Source organism: Psychrobacter sp. AOP22-C1-C5 (assembly GCF_052378885.1).
In the GTDB taxonomy this organism is placed as follows: Bacteria; Pseudomonadota; Gammaproteobacteria; order Pseudomonadales; family Moraxellaceae; genus Psychrobacter.
Window position 1 is genome coordinate 21,196 of record NZ_JBQSYC010000012.1, and the last position, 15,333, is coordinate 36,528.

The 15,333-nt window shown below is 43.2% G+C and carries 15 protein-coding genes; 9 read left to right on the forward strand and 6 right to left on the reverse strand.

Going from position 1 to position 15,333, the window contains the following annotated elements; genetic code table 11:
* The first annotated feature begins 37 nt into the window (after positions 1–37).
* From trxA to ACT3TH_RS12430, 3 genes are all read left to right on the forward strand, one after another.
* Positions 38–364, forward strand: coding sequence for a thioredoxin (trxA, locus tag ACT3TH_RS12420; protein ID WP_444756145.1), 327 nt, complete (start codon positions 38–40; stop codon positions 362–364).
* 532 nt (positions 365–896) lie between these two features.
* Positions 897–2,165 (forward strand): transcription termination factor Rho, encoded by a 1,269-nt coding sequence (rho, locus tag ACT3TH_RS12425; RefSeq protein ID WP_055125334.1) that lies wholly within the window; start codon positions 897–899, stop codon positions 2,163–2,165.
* Between the two features lie 494 nt (positions 2,166–2,659).
* A complete protein-coding gene (locus ACT3TH_RS12430; RefSeq protein ID WP_444756146.1) occupies positions 2,660–2,905 on the forward strand; it encodes a hypothetical protein in 246 nt (81 codons plus the stop codon).
* Between the two features lie 332 nt (positions 2,906–3,237).
* Here ACT3TH_RS12430 and ypfJ read toward each other — a convergent pair whose 3' ends face one another.
* The gene (gene ypfJ, locus ACT3TH_RS12435) at positions 3,238–4,128 is read right to left on the reverse strand and encodes a KPN_02809 family neutral zinc metallopeptidase (protein WP_444756147.1); all 891 of its coding nucleotides are present in this window, start codon (positions 4,126–4,128) and stop codon (positions 3,238–3,240) included.
* A gap of 515 nt (positions 4,129–4,643) precedes the next feature.
* Between ypfJ and ACT3TH_RS12440 the strand changes: the two genes are divergently transcribed.
* The gene (locus tag ACT3TH_RS12440; protein ID WP_444756148.1) at positions 4,644–5,015 is read left to right on the forward strand and encodes a hypothetical protein; all 372 of its coding nucleotides are present in this window, start codon (positions 4,644–4,646) and stop codon (positions 5,013–5,015) included.
* A 210-nt stretch (positions 5,016–5,225) separates the two neighbouring features.
* Here ACT3TH_RS12440 and ACT3TH_RS12445 read toward each other — a convergent pair whose 3' ends face one another.
* The 5 genes from ACT3TH_RS12445 to rpmI form a co-directional block, all read right to left on the reverse strand.
* Positions 5,226–5,525, reverse strand: a complete 300-nt coding sequence (locus ACT3TH_RS12445; RefSeq protein WP_444756149.1) for an integration host factor subunit alpha — start codon at positions 5,523–5,525, stop codon at positions 5,226–5,228.
* Positions 5,526–5,776: 251 nt separating this feature from the next.
* Positions 5,777–8,182, reverse strand: coding sequence for a phenylalanine--tRNA ligase subunit beta (pheT, locus tag ACT3TH_RS12450; RefSeq protein WP_444756150.1), 2,406 nt, complete (start codon positions 8,180–8,182; stop codon positions 5,777–5,779).
* 81 nt (positions 8,183–8,263) lie between these two features.
* Positions 8,264–9,319 carry a phenylalanine--tRNA ligase subunit alpha gene (gene pheS / locus ACT3TH_RS12455; protein ID WP_444756151.1) on the reverse strand — a complete coding sequence of 352 codons (1,056 nt, stop codon included), beginning with the start codon at positions 9,317–9,319 and terminating at the stop codon, positions 8,264–8,266.
* Positions 9,320–9,625: 306 nt separating this feature from the next.
* Complete coding sequence (rplT, locus tag ACT3TH_RS12460) at positions 9,626–9,982, reverse strand: 50S ribosomal protein L20 (protein WP_011281252.1); 357 nt, start codon at positions 9,980–9,982, stop codon at positions 9,626–9,628.
* Between the two features lie 125 nt (positions 9,983–10,107).
* On the reverse strand, positions 10,108–10,305 hold the full coding sequence (gene rpmI, locus ACT3TH_RS12465; protein WP_057761939.1) for a 50S ribosomal protein L35: 198 nt from the start codon (positions 10,303–10,305) through the stop codon (positions 10,108–10,110).
* Positions 10,306–10,661: 356 nt separating this feature from the next.
* On the opposite strand from rpmI, the gene hisIE reads away from it, so the two are divergent.
* The 5 genes from hisIE to ACT3TH_RS12490 all read left to right on the forward strand — a co-directional run bounded on the left by hisIE (position 10,662) and on the right by ACT3TH_RS12490 (position 15,323).
* Positions 10,662–11,498, forward strand: coding sequence for a bifunctional phosphoribosyl-AMP cyclohydrolase/phosphoribosyl-ATP diphosphatase HisIE (gene hisIE / locus ACT3TH_RS12470; RefSeq protein ID WP_444756152.1), 837 nt, complete (start codon positions 10,662–10,664; stop codon positions 11,496–11,498).
* Between the two features lie 183 nt (positions 11,499–11,681).
* Entirely contained in the window at positions 11,682–11,954 is a 273-nt protein-coding gene (gene tatA, locus ACT3TH_RS12475; protein WP_444756153.1) for a Sec-independent protein translocase subunit TatA, read from the forward strand.
* A 50-nt stretch (positions 11,955–12,004) separates the two neighbouring features.
* On the forward strand, positions 12,005–12,739 hold the full coding sequence (gene tatB / locus ACT3TH_RS12480; protein WP_444756154.1) for a Sec-independent protein translocase protein TatB: 735 nt from the start codon (positions 12,005–12,007) through the stop codon (positions 12,737–12,739).
* Positions 12,739–13,608: a twin-arginine translocase subunit TatC gene (gene tatC / locus ACT3TH_RS12485; protein ID WP_444756155.1), complete on the forward strand. Its 870-nt coding sequence runs from the start codon at positions 12,739–12,741 to the stop codon at positions 13,606–13,608. The genes tatB and tatC overlap by 1 nt, the downstream gene beginning before the upstream one ends.
* 215 nt (positions 13,609–13,823) lie before the next feature.
* Entirely contained in the window at positions 13,824–15,323 is a 1,500-nt protein-coding gene (locus ACT3TH_RS12490) for a UvrD-helicase domain-containing protein (RefSeq protein ID WP_444756156.1), read from the forward strand.
* Positions 15,324–15,333 lie beyond the last annotated feature (10 nt).

The following is a 15,333-nucleotide window of genomic DNA, read 5'->3' on the forward strand; positions in this document are numbered from 1 at the left end:
ACGACGATAAGAACAATAAAACAAGAGAGATAATATTATGTCAGACCTTATTGTTAATACTACTGATACCAACTTTGACCAAGACGTGTTGCAGTCAGACGTTCCAGTTTTAGTAGACTTCTGGGCAGCTTGGTGCGGTCCTTGCAAAGCCATCGCGCCTATTTTAGAAGATCTAGCGACTGAATACCAAGGCAAAGTTAAAATTGTCAAAGTTGACGTGGATAGCAACCCACAAGCGGCAAGCCGTTTTGGTATCCGCAATATCCCAACGCTATTTGTATTCAAAGATGGCGAAAAAGTTGATTCAGTCATGGGTCTACAGCCAAAGGCTGAATTGGCCAAAGTGTTAGACAAGCATTTGTAATTCAAAGCTAGCTGACATCAGCGATGTCTGATGCCAGCGCAATACAATAGTAATACCTTGATTAAAAAAGCCATTATCTGACTCAGACGATGGCTTTTTTGCTTATTTTTTATGCAAAAAACTCAATTATACGACTTTTTTGGCAAAATTTATTGACAATGTCATTGTGAAGACCGTATAGTCTGCTGACAAGAGAAAACTAACGGTTTTCCTAAATGTCTTATCGCTATTCTCCTCGTGTTTATCAACAAAAACACAATCGTCGTTATAAACACCATTGCTGAACGAAATGACTAAACACAATTACTGATATTGAGTTTTTGACGCAGACTCTTATGTAGCCTTCTTTATTTCTTATTACCTTGCATCGAACGATTGCAATTCGTACATAAGCTGACGCATAAACCAAAACTACATAAATCCTAGCTCTGTGCACGCATCCTTTATCGCCATATTATCATTGTTTTATTCAATGTCGTGACTTGTGCTGCTAATGGCATCTCTCATCTGATCAATTGCTAATGACCTATCTATGAATCTAACTGAATTAAAGAAAAAATCCATTGCTGAGCTATTGGCTATCGCCAAAGAAATGGGTCTTGATAACATGGCGCGTAGCCGTAAACAGGACATCATCTTTGCTATCTTAAAAACGCATGCCCGTAACGGCGAAGCCATCTATGGTGACGGCGTACTTGAGGTTCTTCCTGATGGTTTTGGCTTTTTACGCTCATCAGAAGGCTCTTATTTGGCAGGCCCTGACGATATTTACGTCAGCCCTAGTCAAATTCGTCGCTTTAGCCTCAAGACGGGCGACAGTATCGCTGGTACGATTCGTCCACCAAAAGATTCTGAACGTTATTTTGCGTTATTAAAGGTTGGCGAGATCAACTTTGATACGCCAGATCGTTCGCGTCATAAGCTTATCTTTGAGAACTTAACGCCGCTATTTCCAACTGAGCACCTAAAGCTCGAGCTTGGTAATGGCACCACTGAAGACTTAACTGGCCGTATTATCGACCTTATCGCGCCAATTGGTAAAGGTCAGCGTTCTATTATCGTGGCACCGCCAAAAGCGGGTAAAACGATGCTGTTACAAACCATCGCTCAGTCGATTACTCGTAACAATCCTGAATGTTATTTGATCGTACTACTGATTGATGAGCGTCCAGAAGAAGTCACCGAGATGGTACGTACCGTACGCGGTGAAGTGGTTGCCTCTACCTTTGATGAGCCACCGCAGCGTCACGTACAAGTTGCCGAAATGGTCATCGAAAAAGCCAAACGTTTGGTCGAGCACAAGCAAGACGTCGTTATCCTACTGGATTCTATTACTCGTCTTGCTCGCGCCTATAACACCGTTATTCCTTCTTCAGGTAAAGTATTGACTGGTGGTTTGGATGCCAACGCGCTAGAGCGTCCAAAACGCTTCTTTGGTGCGGCACGTAACGTTGAAGAAGGTGGCAGTTTGACCATTATTGCCAGTGCGCTGATTGATACCGGTAGTAAGATGGACAGTGTTATCTTTGAAGAGTTCAAAGGTACGGGTAACCAAGAAATCACGCTTGAGCGTGACTTGGCTGAAAAACGTGTCTTCCCTGCTATCAATATCAAAAAATCTGGTACGCGCCGTGAAGAGCGTTTGCTTGATGAAGACAAATTGCGTAAAGTCTGGATTTTACGTAAATTACTGCAACCGATGGATGGCGTACAAGCTACTGAATTCTTATTGGATCGTCTAAAAGAAGCGAAAACCAATGATGAATTCTTTGAACAGATGAAACGTAAATCACAAAACTAGTTCGAGCTTGGTGCCTTTTTAAGTCGCTTACTAAAGATACAGTATTCACAATTGAGACCGCCTTCGTGCGGTCTTTTTTCTTTTATATTTTTTGAGTTTTAAGAATTTAGAAACAGTTAGCCTAATCTCTATCTAAATACAATAAGTCTGAGCAAAAAGCCTACTAACGATACAGTAGGGCAACATCTTTTACAGATTATTTGTAAAGGTTAGCGCTTTTACTACGGCTAGTAATTGTAAGATAGGTTAGCATAGGAGCCAGTATAGATATACTCTGCTATCAGGTATTGATAGTAGTATGTGTTTTGAGATATTTGCTATGCTTAATAATCCTTACTAATGCAGACCTTACTACGTCTTGCGGTAGCAAAATAGATTATTTTAGGATAATTACCCAGATACTTTATTCCAGCATCTCGGTATAAAAAGTAGCGGTAATGGAAATATCGTCTTTTAATTTGACCAACCAACTTGATAACCTAACAGGTGATACTATGAAATTTGCTAAAACTATCGCAATGACTGCTCTTACTAGCTCTGCTCTTATCATGGGCGGCTGTGCAAGCGGCGGGTACGGATACAATAGTGGCATAAGCAACACAGCCAAAGGCGCTGCTGCTGGTGCAGCCGCTGGTGCTCTAATCAGAAGTGGCGGCGACAGCAAAGATATCGCTCGTGGCGCACTAGGTGGTGCTGCAGTTGGCGGCGCAGGTGCATACATCCTTAACAACAGCAGATAATCGCTGAATCATTGTTTAAAATACTTGGTATATAATTCTAAGCCAATTTTTTAGTAAAGAATGCCTTAAAACAAAAAGCCTGCAATTATTATTGCAGGCTTTTTTATGGCTTATATTTGCATAGATAACATATATATGGTTAAGCTTGTTTAAAATCGACACAGTAGCAATGAGGTAAATACTAGTGAAGAAAACGCTACTTGTGGAACAAATTTTTCGCAGCCCCTGTATTAGTAGTCACTAAGAAAATTTACACCAGTAGTATAAGGCTATCACCGTGTCGATCTTAGTCAATACGAGACAAGTTCGTATTGACTATATAGAAGCGCTTATTACAGTGCGCCACTAAAAGTATCACAAGACTGAATATTGCCACTCTCTAATCCACGAGTGAACCACTCGATACGCTGCTGGCTCGTGCCATGAGTGAAATTATCAGGTACGACCTCTCTGCCACTGGTTTTTGCCAGACGATCATCGCCGATTTGACCAGCGGCATTAATGGCTTCATCAATATCACCTGCTTCTAAGAACTGTACGCGCTCTTGATTGCGCTGTGCCCAAACACCAGCAAAACAATCCGCTTGTAATTCTTGTAGTACTGACAGTTTATTAGCCTGTGCAGAGGTAACCTGACGACTGGCCTCATTAACTTGCTGAGTGATACCTAATAGTGTCTGTACATGATGACCAACTTCGTGAGCGATGACATAAGCCTGCGCAAAGTCACCTGCCTTACCCTGATTTTCTTCACCACCTGAACCTTGCTGATCGCCTGTAATACCAAGGTTTTGACGCATCTCTACAAAAAACGATGTATCCAGATAAACGGTCTGATCGCCTGGACAATAAAAAGGCCCAGTTGCGGCACTGGCGCTGCCACAAGCAGAGCTGACTTGACCATTAAAAAGAATCAATGACGGCTCTTTATACGTACTACCTGCTTCATTAAATACCTGATTCCAGACTTCCTCTGTATCTGCCAAGACCACCTTTACAAACTGTGTATCTCGGTCAGTGCTTGTCACAGGTTCGGTAGATGTGCTACCTCCGCCTCCACCCGCAATGACTTGACCAGTTTGTAAAGCGGTCATCGGATTGACGCCAAAAACCAGCCATAGGATACCAGCGATAATAAGACCGCCAATACCACCACCAATCATTTTGCCGCCACCCTTGCTTGAGCGTACGTTAGAGCTGCCTCGTCTGCCTTGCCATTTCATAGTTTTTTCCTCAAGCGTACGATAGACACTGCTATACGTATCAATAGTTGTTCATGTTATGGATGTTTTGCTAAATAATTAACTCTACTGCACTAGCCCATCATAGAAAAATCAGTCGTCTTAATACTGTTAAGATAGCTTCTGCCTTTTCAACTTCTTGATGTCGCACCGAGCAACTCGGTTAATCCAAATTCTATCTACTTAGATATAAGAGAACACCAGAAAATGTGGATAGAATCAAGACATCTAGAGCCTTTTAGGTTAGAGTAATGTCGTTGATTATACGTCGATTACTTGAGAATGTTGTATCAATAATTATATGAAGTAAACCTCATAAAAAATTATTTTAAATAATATTGTTACTTAATTGTACAGACTATTTCTATTTAAATAAAAAACATATAGAATGCGTGGAAGCTGAGTAGCTGTGACTAAGAATAGTTGAATTCCGGGATATCTTGGATTTCGACTTTTGTTGCTGCTACTGCTCATTTCATTTTTCCGGAGAATACCTTATGAAACTTAAATTACTTGCTCTAGCTGGTATCATGACTGCAACTATGGGCTTAACTGCCTGTGATAGCAACAAAGAAAACGCTGCTGAAGATTTATCTGACGCGCAAGAAGAAGTGCAAGACGCTTCACAAGAGCTAGACGAAGCTGCTGTTGAAGGCGAAACTACTGCTGGCGCTGAAGCTGAAGTTGCTGCTGCTGAAGCAGAAATTGCTGATGCTCAAGCAGCTACTGCTACTGAAGAAATGGACGCTGAAGTTCCTGTAGACGGTACTACTACTAGCGTAGACGTAGCTAGCGAAACTCCTGCTACTACTGATACTGCTGCTGTTGCCGCTTCTGACGAAGTTGTTGTTGAGCAACCAGCTCAGTAATTTTATTGTTCATACGATAAAAACACTGTAGTTAAAAAAGAGAGCGTATGCTCTCTTTTTTTATGCGTAAGATTTAAGAGACTTAATGCGGGCAGTAATACTTAATACTCGCTATCACATATACTTACCGCTATAGCCCGCCCGTCTCAACTAAAATTATCAATGCACTATGAAACGCTGAAACGGTCAGCTATATACGGATAGCTACATTTATGCGTCAAATAATTTCTCATCAACTTGTTGACGAAATTTTTGTCCTGTTTTAAAGGTAACCACACGGCGTGCCGATACAGCAACGGGCTCCCCTGTCTTAGGGTTGCGGCCTGGACGGCTGCTTTTATCTTTAAGCTCAAAGTTACCAAAGCCCGAAAGCTTGACCTCTTTGCCATCAATCAAACTCTCTGACAATTCATCAAAAAAGTTCTCTACCAAACAGCGGCCCTCTTGGCGTGTAAGGTTAAGGTGACTCATCAAATGCTCAATCATGTCAGATTTGGTTAAGGTGCTCACAGTACGACTCCTATGCTATGTCGTGATGTCGAATATCATGGTTTAGCGTTATTAAAGTCATTATAAAGCTTTTTTGGTCTTTTTTTAACAAAGACCACATTAAAATCTTTTATTAATAACGACTTAACTTATTTAGAACTGAAATTTTTTATAAAATAGTGCTTTTTTATAAAAATAACTATGAACAGTAATGCGCCATAACCCCAAGGATGCAAAGGCTATGGCGCATTATGTTTGATTCATATGAAAGATTAGCTATCACGCAACTGTACTGAGTGCTGCTCAGTCAATGCGTGAACCACCCTATCCGTAGTTGCTTTTACAGCCTCATCAGACAAGGTTTGCATCTTATCTTGCCAAACTAAGGCAAAAGCCAATGAACGTTGACCGGCTGGGACTTTATCACCTTGATACACATCAAACAACCAAAGATCCGTCAGCAGCTCACCTGCAGCAGCACGTATCGTTGACTCTAGGGTTTGCAAGCTAATGTCGCTATCAACTAAGATCGCAATATCGCGACGTACTTGCGGGAATTTGCTCGGCGTAGTGATCGTATGCTGTTCACGTGCCAGTGTGAGTAGCGGTGCTAGCGATAATTGAGCAACCCAAGTCGCTGGTAGGCCTAGTTGTTTGGCAGTATTGGGATGTAATTGTCCGAGCCAGCCAACATACTCGTCATCGATATATAGTTTGGCGCTTTGCCCAGGATGCAAGAAGGTAAGCGCGCTACGCTCATAGCGAACACGATTACTATCTATTTGGGCAGGTAATAATTGCTCAATGTCGTGCTTTAGATCATAAAAATCTAGCGTACGGTTTTGATACGCTTGCTCATCCCAGACATCGCCCACTGCGACTAGAGCGATACTTGGCGTTTGTACCAAGTCACTGATGTTATTGCCCACAAAGCTTAGACCCGTTTCAAAGAAACGTACACGCGATTGTTGACGGTTTAGATTGTATTGTACACAAGGCAATAGGCTTGATAGCAAAGTACGGCGCATCACCGCCAAATCGCTGGAGATCGGATTGGCCAATGCCAACACCTCCCCCAATGCCTCATCATCAAGCAATGCTTCTAGTTTTGCATCGCTAAAGCTAAAACTAATCGCTTCCATATAGCCGTTGTCGACGAGCGCAAGCTTCATCTCATGCGTCAAATCTGCGGTATCATCGTAATCCATGCTTACTTGTAAGTGTGGCAATACGCTTGGAATATTGTCATAGCCATAAATACGCGCAATTTCTTCGATTAAGTCCTCGGGGATACTCATATCAAAGCGATAAGATGGGGGTGTACAGATCAACGCATCACTTTTTTGCTCTACCTCAAACCCCAGTTGGGTTAAAATACGCACCATGACGGTAGGTTCAATCTCTATGCCGATGACATCACGAACCTTAGCAGTTGGTAAGGTAATTGGATCGCGTGCTGGCAGATGCTTTTGATTCTCAACTTTTACGAGGGTGCCAGCTTGACCGGCAGTGACGCTAGTAATCAATTCACAAGCGCGTGCTAATGCAAGGGCTGGCAACTCAAAGTCTACCCCGCGCTCAAAACGTTGTGACGCATCGGTATGCAAGCCAAAACGACGAGCACGTGCAGCGATTGCCAGCGGATTAAAGAAGGCGCTTTCTAATATGATATTTTTTGTGCTATCTGTTACGCTACTGCGCTGACCACCCATGATACCTGCAAGGGCAAGTATGCCTTTATCATCGGCAATGACTAATTCATCACCAGTTAAGGTAATGGTTTGCTCATTTAATAAGGTGACGCTTTCTTCTGGTTGCGCCAAACGTACGACGATATCGCCTTTGATCGTATCCGCATCAAAAGCATGTAGCGGTTGACCAAGCTCCATAAGCACATAGTTGGTCACATCCACCAAGAAGTTATGTGGGCGTAGTCCTGACTGAGCCAACGCGTCCTGCATCCACTTTGGCGTCTCGATATGACGATCAATATTGCTAATAGATTGCAACAAATAACGGGGACATGCTTCTACTGCATTCACTGTGACGGCTGGTGTTACGCCGTTATCGTTAATGGCGACGCTATCAGCAATTTTTGGCATCTGCATAGGCAAATCATTGATGACTGAAATCTCACGAGCAATACCGCGTACGCTAAAGCAATCACCACGGTTTGGCGTGATTGAGATATCAAGTATCTGATTGTCCAAGCCCAAATAATCGCGAATATCTGTGCCAATTGGCGCGTCACCTGGCAGCTCAAGCAAACCATCAATCTCGTCAACCAAATCAATTTCAGAAGCACCGCACAGCATACCGTTCGAAGCAATACCGCGCAGCTTACTTTTCTTAATTTTAAAACCAGCCTTATCATCAGACGGTAAGACTGCACCAACAGTAGCAACTGGTGCTCTCATACCGACAAAGACATTAGGCGCACCGCACACAATCTGCACAGGTTCAGCGTCGCCAATATTCACTTGCGTGACGCGAAGTTTATCCGCATCTGGATGCGGCTCGACACTGATAACTTCACCAACGACCACACCACTAAAAGCACGGGCAACCGCATAACGATCGTCAATCTCTAACCCTGCCATGGTTAACTGTTCGGCCAATTGCTCACTGGTATTATTGGGATTCACCCATTGACGTAGCCACTGTTCGCTAATTTTCATAAATATCTCGGATCAGAATTTTATAATAAAGATTTTGGAGTAAAGGTAGGCATATGCATACTAACAACTAAAAGCGATACTCTAGCCAAACTGCTTTAAGAAGCGTACATCGTTTTGGAAAAACAAACGCAAATCATCAATGCCGTAGTACAGCATCGCAAAGCGCTCAATACCCATACCAAACGCGAAACCTGTGTATTTGTCAGCATCAATGCCACAATTGGTTAGCACTTGCGGATGCACCATACCGCAGCCCATGACTTCAAGCCATTTACCATTGTCATCTAAGATATCTACTTCGGCCGAGGGCTCAGTAAATGGGAAGAATGAAGGACGGAAACGCACGGTCAGCTCTTTTGCAAAAAATGCCTCTAAAAACTCACTGATCAAGCCTTTTAGCTCTGCAAAAGTGCTCGACTCTGTAACCATCAGCCCTTCCAATTGATGAAACATCGGTGAGTGGGTTTGGTCTGAGTCATTGCGATAAACACGGCCCGGACAGATAATACGAATCGGTGGTTCATTCTTTTCCATGGTACGAATTTGCACCGGACTGGTATGCGTACGCAGCAAGTAATGTGCATCGAAATAGAAGGTATCATGCATGGCACGTGCAGGATGATGTGATGGGATATTAAGCGCTTCAAAGTTGTAGTAATCACTCTCAACTTCAGGGCCCGTCGCCACATTAAAGCCTGCCTGCACAAAATACTGTTGCATACGCTGCGTAATCATTGTCACTGGATGCAAATGGCCTTTTTGTCCACCGCGAGCAGGCAATGTAATATCAATACTTTCAGCTTCTAACTTGGCATTTAACGCCGCGACATCTAATTGCTGCTGGCGATCAGTTAGGGCTTGCTGAATGCGACTACGCACCCCGTGCAGCCAGCCGCCATAGGTTTTTTTGTCATCAGCGTCGAGCTTGCCCATCTGTTTTGACCAGCCAGTTAATAGACTCTTTTTGCCAGTCAGTTGTACACGCAAATCTTGCAAAATACGCGCATCAGTTACTTGTAAAACGAGAGCTTCAGACGCATTAGCAAATTCTATCAATTGAGCTTCACTAACATCACTTAACTCTGAAGGTAAAGTCGGTAGCGCCGACAAGTCGTTGGTGGCAGCAGGGGTAGTCATAAGACGCATCATTCCTGATTTGAACGGACTATTAATTGTAGGGATTTGACCAAATATTGCAAACCATTTACTCAGTCATTTTGATATAAAATCGAGTGATATGAATGGCTTGAATATTTAGACAGTTGTCAGCCTAGTCTGGCATGAAATTTCAATATCGACATGCACCATGAGCAAAACCATATTATATAAAAAAAGCCACCGACCAGCGGTAGCTTCTATTAATATCATACTATTAATCAATATCAGTCCTATCCATGTAAATACTCAATCAAGTAAGCTGAATACCTAACGGATGGTTAATATTTAGGCCAATTCCGCTTTTGCTTTTTCGACCAAGGCTGTGAAAGTCGCTGCATCATGCATAGCGATATCAGCAAGTACGCGACGATCGATTGCGATGTTGGCTTTTTTCATGCCATTGATAAAGCGGCTATAACTCAAGCCATTTAAACGTGCACCAGCATTGATACGTGCGATCCAAAGACGACGGAAAGTACGTTTTTTGTTGCGACGGTCACGATAAGCATATTGACCAGCTTTGGTCACTGCCTGTACCGCTACGCGGTAAACACGTGAACGGGCACCGTAGTAGCCTTTTGCGCGCTTTAAGATTTTTTTGTGACGGCGATTTGCCTGTACACCACGTTTTACACGGGCCATAATTTACTCCAAGATATTTTTAAACGAATAACGACGCTATTAAATAGTAGGCATCGTTGTCAGATTGCAAAGTCAGATATGAATTAATCAAATAATTTTAATTAAATATAAATGACGATAGGCTATTAGATGTATGGGCACATACGACGAACTGCTGCTTCGTCAGACTTGTGCACCAACTTAAGACCACGCAACTGGCGAATACGCTTAGCTGATTTCTTAGTCAAAATATGGCTCTTAAAAGCTTGCTTACGCTTAAAACCGTTCGCTGTTTTTTTGAAGCGTTTAGCGGCACCGCTTCTGGTTTTCATCTTAACTTTCATGATGATTTGCCTCTTTTTCTTTGTTAGAACCTGGTCGTCAAATAGTAAATACCGAATAGTAACTATATAAGCAATCACTAAACCTCTATTTGCCTCGAGGTGGGAGGCGCTATTTTAGCAGATAGTGGCTTGTTTTGCCAAGTAAAGTTTTTGTCTTGACTTAGCGAGTCGCGACTACAACTGGCTTGTCTGAACTAACCTATTGCCTACCCATTTGGCGCATCCATAAAGTTGCAAATTTTCGACCAAATAGATTGAATGTCAGCTTGAGCTATGCTTAAGTAGAAGGCAAGCGTTGAGGCGAGCTAAGCGCTATTAGAACCACATATTATTCCTACCTATAAGAAGACAGATAAATGACGACTCTACCTGCTTGGCTAACTGCCATAAATTTTAATGCTGATGGTTTGATTCCTGCGATTGCCCAAGATCATGCGTCTGGGCGTATTTTGATGATGGCATGGATGAATGCAGAAGCGCTTCAATTAACTGCGCAAACCAAGACAGCCGTTTATTTTTCGAGATCACGTGCCAAATTATGGCATAAGGGTGAGTCATCAGGACATACGCAGACCGTACATGACATTCGCTTGGACTGTGATGCTGATGTCATCGTACTTAGCGTTACTCAAGCTGGCGGCATCGCTTGTCATACAGGGCGCGAATCTTGTTTTTATCGGCAGTTAGACTTGTCTGGTCAAACCCCTGAGTGGCAAACGGTCGATAAGGTCTTAAAAGATCCCGCTGACATTTATCATTCAGATGTGTCGATTAAACCTTCAGTAGAAACCCCAAGCGTTAGCTCTGACGCTGGTGATACTGCTCATACTCAGACCAATGACTCCTCAATTTTACAGCAACTCGATCAGGTATTGACAGAGCGTAAGCAAGCTGACGCCGACAGCTCTTACGTCGCCAGTTTATATGCTAAGGGTTTGAATAAAATATTAGAAAAAGTAGGCGAAGAAAGTACAGAGAGTATCATCGCTGCCAAAGACTTTGCTCATTGTGATGAAAGTAGAGACAAGGCGCAATTTGATGAAGCGCGTGCCGAGCTTATTTATGAAGTGGCGGACGTCTGGTTTCACACCTTGGTTGGGCTGGCATGGTTCGACATAGAATCGGACGCTGTACTAAATGAGCTGGGTCGACGCTTTGGTCTCTCTGGTATCGAGGAAAAAGCATCTCGATAGCTTGTAATGTTACAAAAAAATCGCCTGCCTTTTTTGGTTTCACCTTTTTGTCATAAGTGCAGGTTATAATATAGTCTTTTTCACTTCACGTTATATCTCGATGCTTTTTGTTTCATAGATCACTCTCCTATAAACTCAAAGCACTTATATAAAGACTGAAAACCAAGTCAAAAGGATCTCATTATGGGCAGTTTTTCTATTACGCATTGGCTGATATTGTTGGTTGTGGTGGTGGTCGTATTTGGCACTGCAAAACTCAAAAATGCGGGCAAAGATTTGGGCGGTGCGGTTAAAGGTTTTAAAGAAGCCGTCAAGGACGAAAATACAGAACACGCTAAAAAGCATGTGGTTTTGGATCATGATGGCAACGCACGTACGACCGACCGCCCAGTAAGCCAAAAGGTCGATGAGAGCAACATTCATTCTGTCCCTGTTGATGATAAGCACAACGTATAATTCCAACAGTACTTAGCCTGCTTTATTTAAAATAGTGACATCCAACCATTATGTTTGATATTGGATTTTCTGAATTACTCCTCTTTGGCGTTATTGCCTTGATTGTCTTGGGTCCAGAAAAACTGCCTCAGGCAGCGCGGACAGCTGGGCAATGGTATGCCAAAATTCGTCGCACCGTTTCCACGTTACAGTCCGAAATAGAAGCGGAGCTGGACTTGGCTGAGACGCGACAGCTCATGCAAAAAGAGCTTGCCAAAATTCGTCAGACTGAAGCAGATATGAGACGGGAGATGGCAGAGATGCGCGGCAATATGAAGGAGTTTGAAAACTCTCAAAATCAGCATTTAAAACCCTCACATGCTAAAGTCGATAATACCGAGCCTAGTAAAAACGATAAAGTGAATGCTAATCTTGCTGACAGTAGTGGTACTAACAATGACGTCGTTAATGATAAAGAGGTTCGTCATCAACCAGCGATGCCAAAAGAATTCGACTATGCGTATGAGACATACGAGCAAAATGAAAAGCCTACTCAGCGTGAGTCGTCATTACAAGGCGTTGATGACCAATTAACGAGCGTCACCAATAATCCTGCCAGCCAGTTTGTACCACCCGTCATGACCAGACCGTGGGAAAACATGTGGTTTCGGCTGGGTGCTTATGATAAAGCCCGTCGCCTCCCTATGCCGCCGTATTTGCCCAATTATAAAGCCGATACATTATTGAACAGTCATGCAGACACTTCAGAAAAACTGGCCTCTCTCAACAAACAGGAGGCGGATTGATGGGATTGTTCAAACGCAAAAAAAGCCGCCAAGAAAAAATTGTCGATTCGGATATTAGCTCGAGCATTGAGACCAACACAGATACCGTTCATGATAAGGCTTCTACCGATGTCTTGAGCACATTAGCTGACATGCCGATTACCGAGCACTTGATTGAGCTGCGTCGCCACTTAATCAAAATATGTGTGGCTGTACTGGTCATATTTTTGGCGTTGGCAGGGTTTTCACGCGAACTATATAACTTTTTATCAGACCCCTTGGTGGCTCAGCTACCTGCCAATTCAACGATGATTGCGACAGACATCACTTCCAACTTTATGGCGCCGATACGTCTTACTATATTTGTCGCTGCATTTTTTGCAATGCCTTATATTCTGTATCAAATTTGGTCATTTGTAGCGCCGGGGTTATATAAAAAAGAAAAGAAAATCGCAATTCCAGTGTTATTATCGTCTATATTTTTATTTTATGCGGGCGTGGCCTTTTCTTATTTTGTCGTGCTAAAAGGCGTATTGAAATTCTTTATTATGTTTGCCCCGCAAAACGTCCTTCCGATGACAGATATCGACAGTTATCTAAGCTTTGCACTAAAACTGTTTATGGTGTTTGGGTTAACGTTTGAGATTCCCGTCGTCACCTTGCTATTGATATTGGCACGTATTGTCTCCATTCAGACCCTAGAAGACAAACGTCGTTACATTATCGTCGGCTGTTTTGGAGTAGCCGCTGTCGTCACGCCACCTGATGGGGTCTCTATGCTAATGCTGGCGATTCCGATGTGGTTATTGTTTGAGCTTGGTTTATTGCTGGCCAAAATTTTAATCAAAGAAGCGCCAACTCCTGCTCTTGCTTCAACAGATAAAGAATAAGACACTCAATATTCTTATTTTTGATATGGGTCTGTTCAACAGAAAAAAATAATGGTTTAATTTGCCATTATTTTGTTTTTCTCTTATACCATAAATAAGCTTAGCGCTTATTATCACAATCAAGCATTATCACCGTCTACTAGCCATTGTTTATGCAGTGGCTTTTTTTACCGCCGTTGTTTTTAATTACTTTTCGTATTTTAGGTAGCTTTATTATGTCCGCATCTATGCCAGCTTATATGAGCGATCCCACTGATGAGCAACTGAGTGCGCTGAATATGGCGATGGATCATAAGTCATTTAAGGTGGTCGCTTATGCTGGTGCGGGTAAAACGACAACGCTCAAACTGATTGGTGAGCGCTTGCGTGGACGCGGCTTATATCTGGCCTTCAACAAAGCAATTGCCAATGACGCACGGCAAAAATTCCCGCCGCATGTAGAATGCCGTACCTTTCATTCGCTCGCTTACCGTCATGTTGCTCGTGATATTACGGCGAAGCTATCCCTACCGCGTTTTTCTCCTAAGCGTTTGGGTGATGATTTAGGTTTGCAGCCGGTGCAAGTCCGTCGTCAAATGGATGGGGTCAATAAATACATTACGCTTACGCCCGCTCGATTGTCACGCTTTGTTAGTGATGCAGTGAGCAATTTTTGTAGTACCCATGCCAGCTATCCTGCGCCTCGGCACATATTGTTTCCGAGTTGGCTCGATGAGTCAGACGCAGAGCAGCTGCGCGAAATGCTCTACCCTGCCGTCGAGCAGCGCTGGCTACAATCGATTGATGCGCGCCATCCTGCTGGTATCGGTCATGATATTTATCTCAAGCTTTGGGCACTATCTAAACCCAGCATTCCTGCCGATTTTATCTTATTTGACGAAGCGCAAGATGCCGACCCATTGATGATGGGAATTTTGACGCAGCAGCCAAGACAAGTGATTTATGTGGGTGACGCGCATCAACAGATTTATGAATGGCGCGGCGCTGTCAATGCGATGAAAAAACTGCCGTTGCCGCAAACGTTATTGACGCAATCCTTTCGCTTTGGTGAACCCATTGCAGAAGTGGCCAATACGTTATTAAAAGCATTACAAGAAGACGTGCCGTTAAAAGGCAATCCCAATAAACAGTCCTCTACCGACAAAGGCATGGTACATAGTAAAAAAGATGCCATTTTGTGCCGTACCAACGCTGCTGCCATGGTACAGCTGTTGACAGGTCTGAAGCTGGGTCATCGCGTGGCGCTACAAGCCGACACTGACCGCATGCTCAAGTTCTGCCAAGCCGCAGAAAACTTAAAGAATGGCAAGTCAGCTTATGGCGTGCCTGAACTGGCGTATTTCTATAATTGGGGCGATGTACAAGAATATTCTGAAACCAATGAAGGCAGCGACCTAAAAACACTGGTCAAACTGGTTGACGATCATGGCACCAATGTATTGAGCCAAGCCGTCAATAGCCTAACTCGTATCGAGAATGCCGATTATGTTATCTCAACGGCGCATAAGGCTAAAGGGCTTGAGTGGGGGAAAGTACAACTGGATGATGACTTTTATTATGATGTCACGACCAATGCGGTCAAGATAAGCCCAGAAGAATTGCGCTTGCTCTATGTCGCTTGTACGCGCGCCCAAAGTAACTTGGATATTCATAATATCAAAGACTTAATCTCGGGATTGCAGACAGGGAAGAAGGTGATTTTTGGTAATACTTAATCATTCTTCG

Excerpts from the sequence above, each read along its gene's own strand:
- tatA (WP_444756153.1), top strand. The coding sequence starts at position 11,682 with ATGGGCAGTTTTTCTATTACGCATTGGCTGATATTGTTGGTTGTGGTG.
- pheT (WP_444756150.1), bottom strand. The coding sequence starts at position 8,182 with ATGAAAATTAGCGAACAGTGGCTACGTCAATGGGTGAATCCCAATAAT.
- tatC (WP_444756155.1), top strand. The coding sequence starts at position 12,739 with ATGGGATTGTTCAAACGCAAAAAAAGCCGCCAAGAAAAAATTGTCGAT.
- rpmI (WP_057761939.1), bottom strand. The coding sequence starts at position 10,305 with ATGAAAGTTAAGATGAAAACCAGAAGCGGTGCCGCTAAACGCTTCAAA.
- trxA (WP_444756145.1), top strand. The coding sequence starts at position 38 with ATGTCAGACCTTATTGTTAATACTACTGATACCAACTTTGACCAAGAC.
- pheS (WP_444756151.1), bottom strand. The coding sequence starts at position 9,319 with ATGACTACCCCTGCTGCCACCAACGACTTGTCGGCGCTACCGACTTTA.
- rho (WP_055125334.1), top strand. The coding sequence starts at position 897 with ATGAATCTAACTGAATTAAAGAAAAAATCCATTGCTGAGCTATTGGCT.
- ypfJ (WP_444756147.1), bottom strand. The coding sequence starts at position 4,128 with ATGAAATGGCAAGGCAGACGAGGCAGCTCTAACGTACGCTCAAGCAAG.
- ACT3TH_RS12430 (WP_444756146.1), top strand. The coding sequence starts at position 2,660 with ATGAAATTTGCTAAAACTATCGCAATGACTGCTCTTACTAGCTCTGCT.
- hisIE (WP_444756152.1), top strand. The coding sequence starts at position 10,662 with ATGACGACTCTACCTGCTTGGCTAACTGCCATAAATTTTAATGCTGAT.
- tatB (WP_444756154.1), top strand. The coding sequence starts at position 12,005 with ATGTTTGATATTGGATTTTCTGAATTACTCCTCTTTGGCGTTATTGCC.
- ACT3TH_RS12440 (WP_444756148.1), top strand. The coding sequence starts at position 4,644 with ATGAAACTTAAATTACTTGCTCTAGCTGGTATCATGACTGCAACTATG.
- ACT3TH_RS12490 (WP_444756156.1), top strand. The coding sequence starts at position 13,824 with ATGTCCGCATCTATGCCAGCTTATATGAGCGATCCCACTGATGAGCAA.
- rplT (WP_011281252.1), bottom strand. The coding sequence starts at position 9,982 with ATGGCCCGTGTAAAACGTGGTGTACAGGCAAATCGCCGTCACAAAAAA.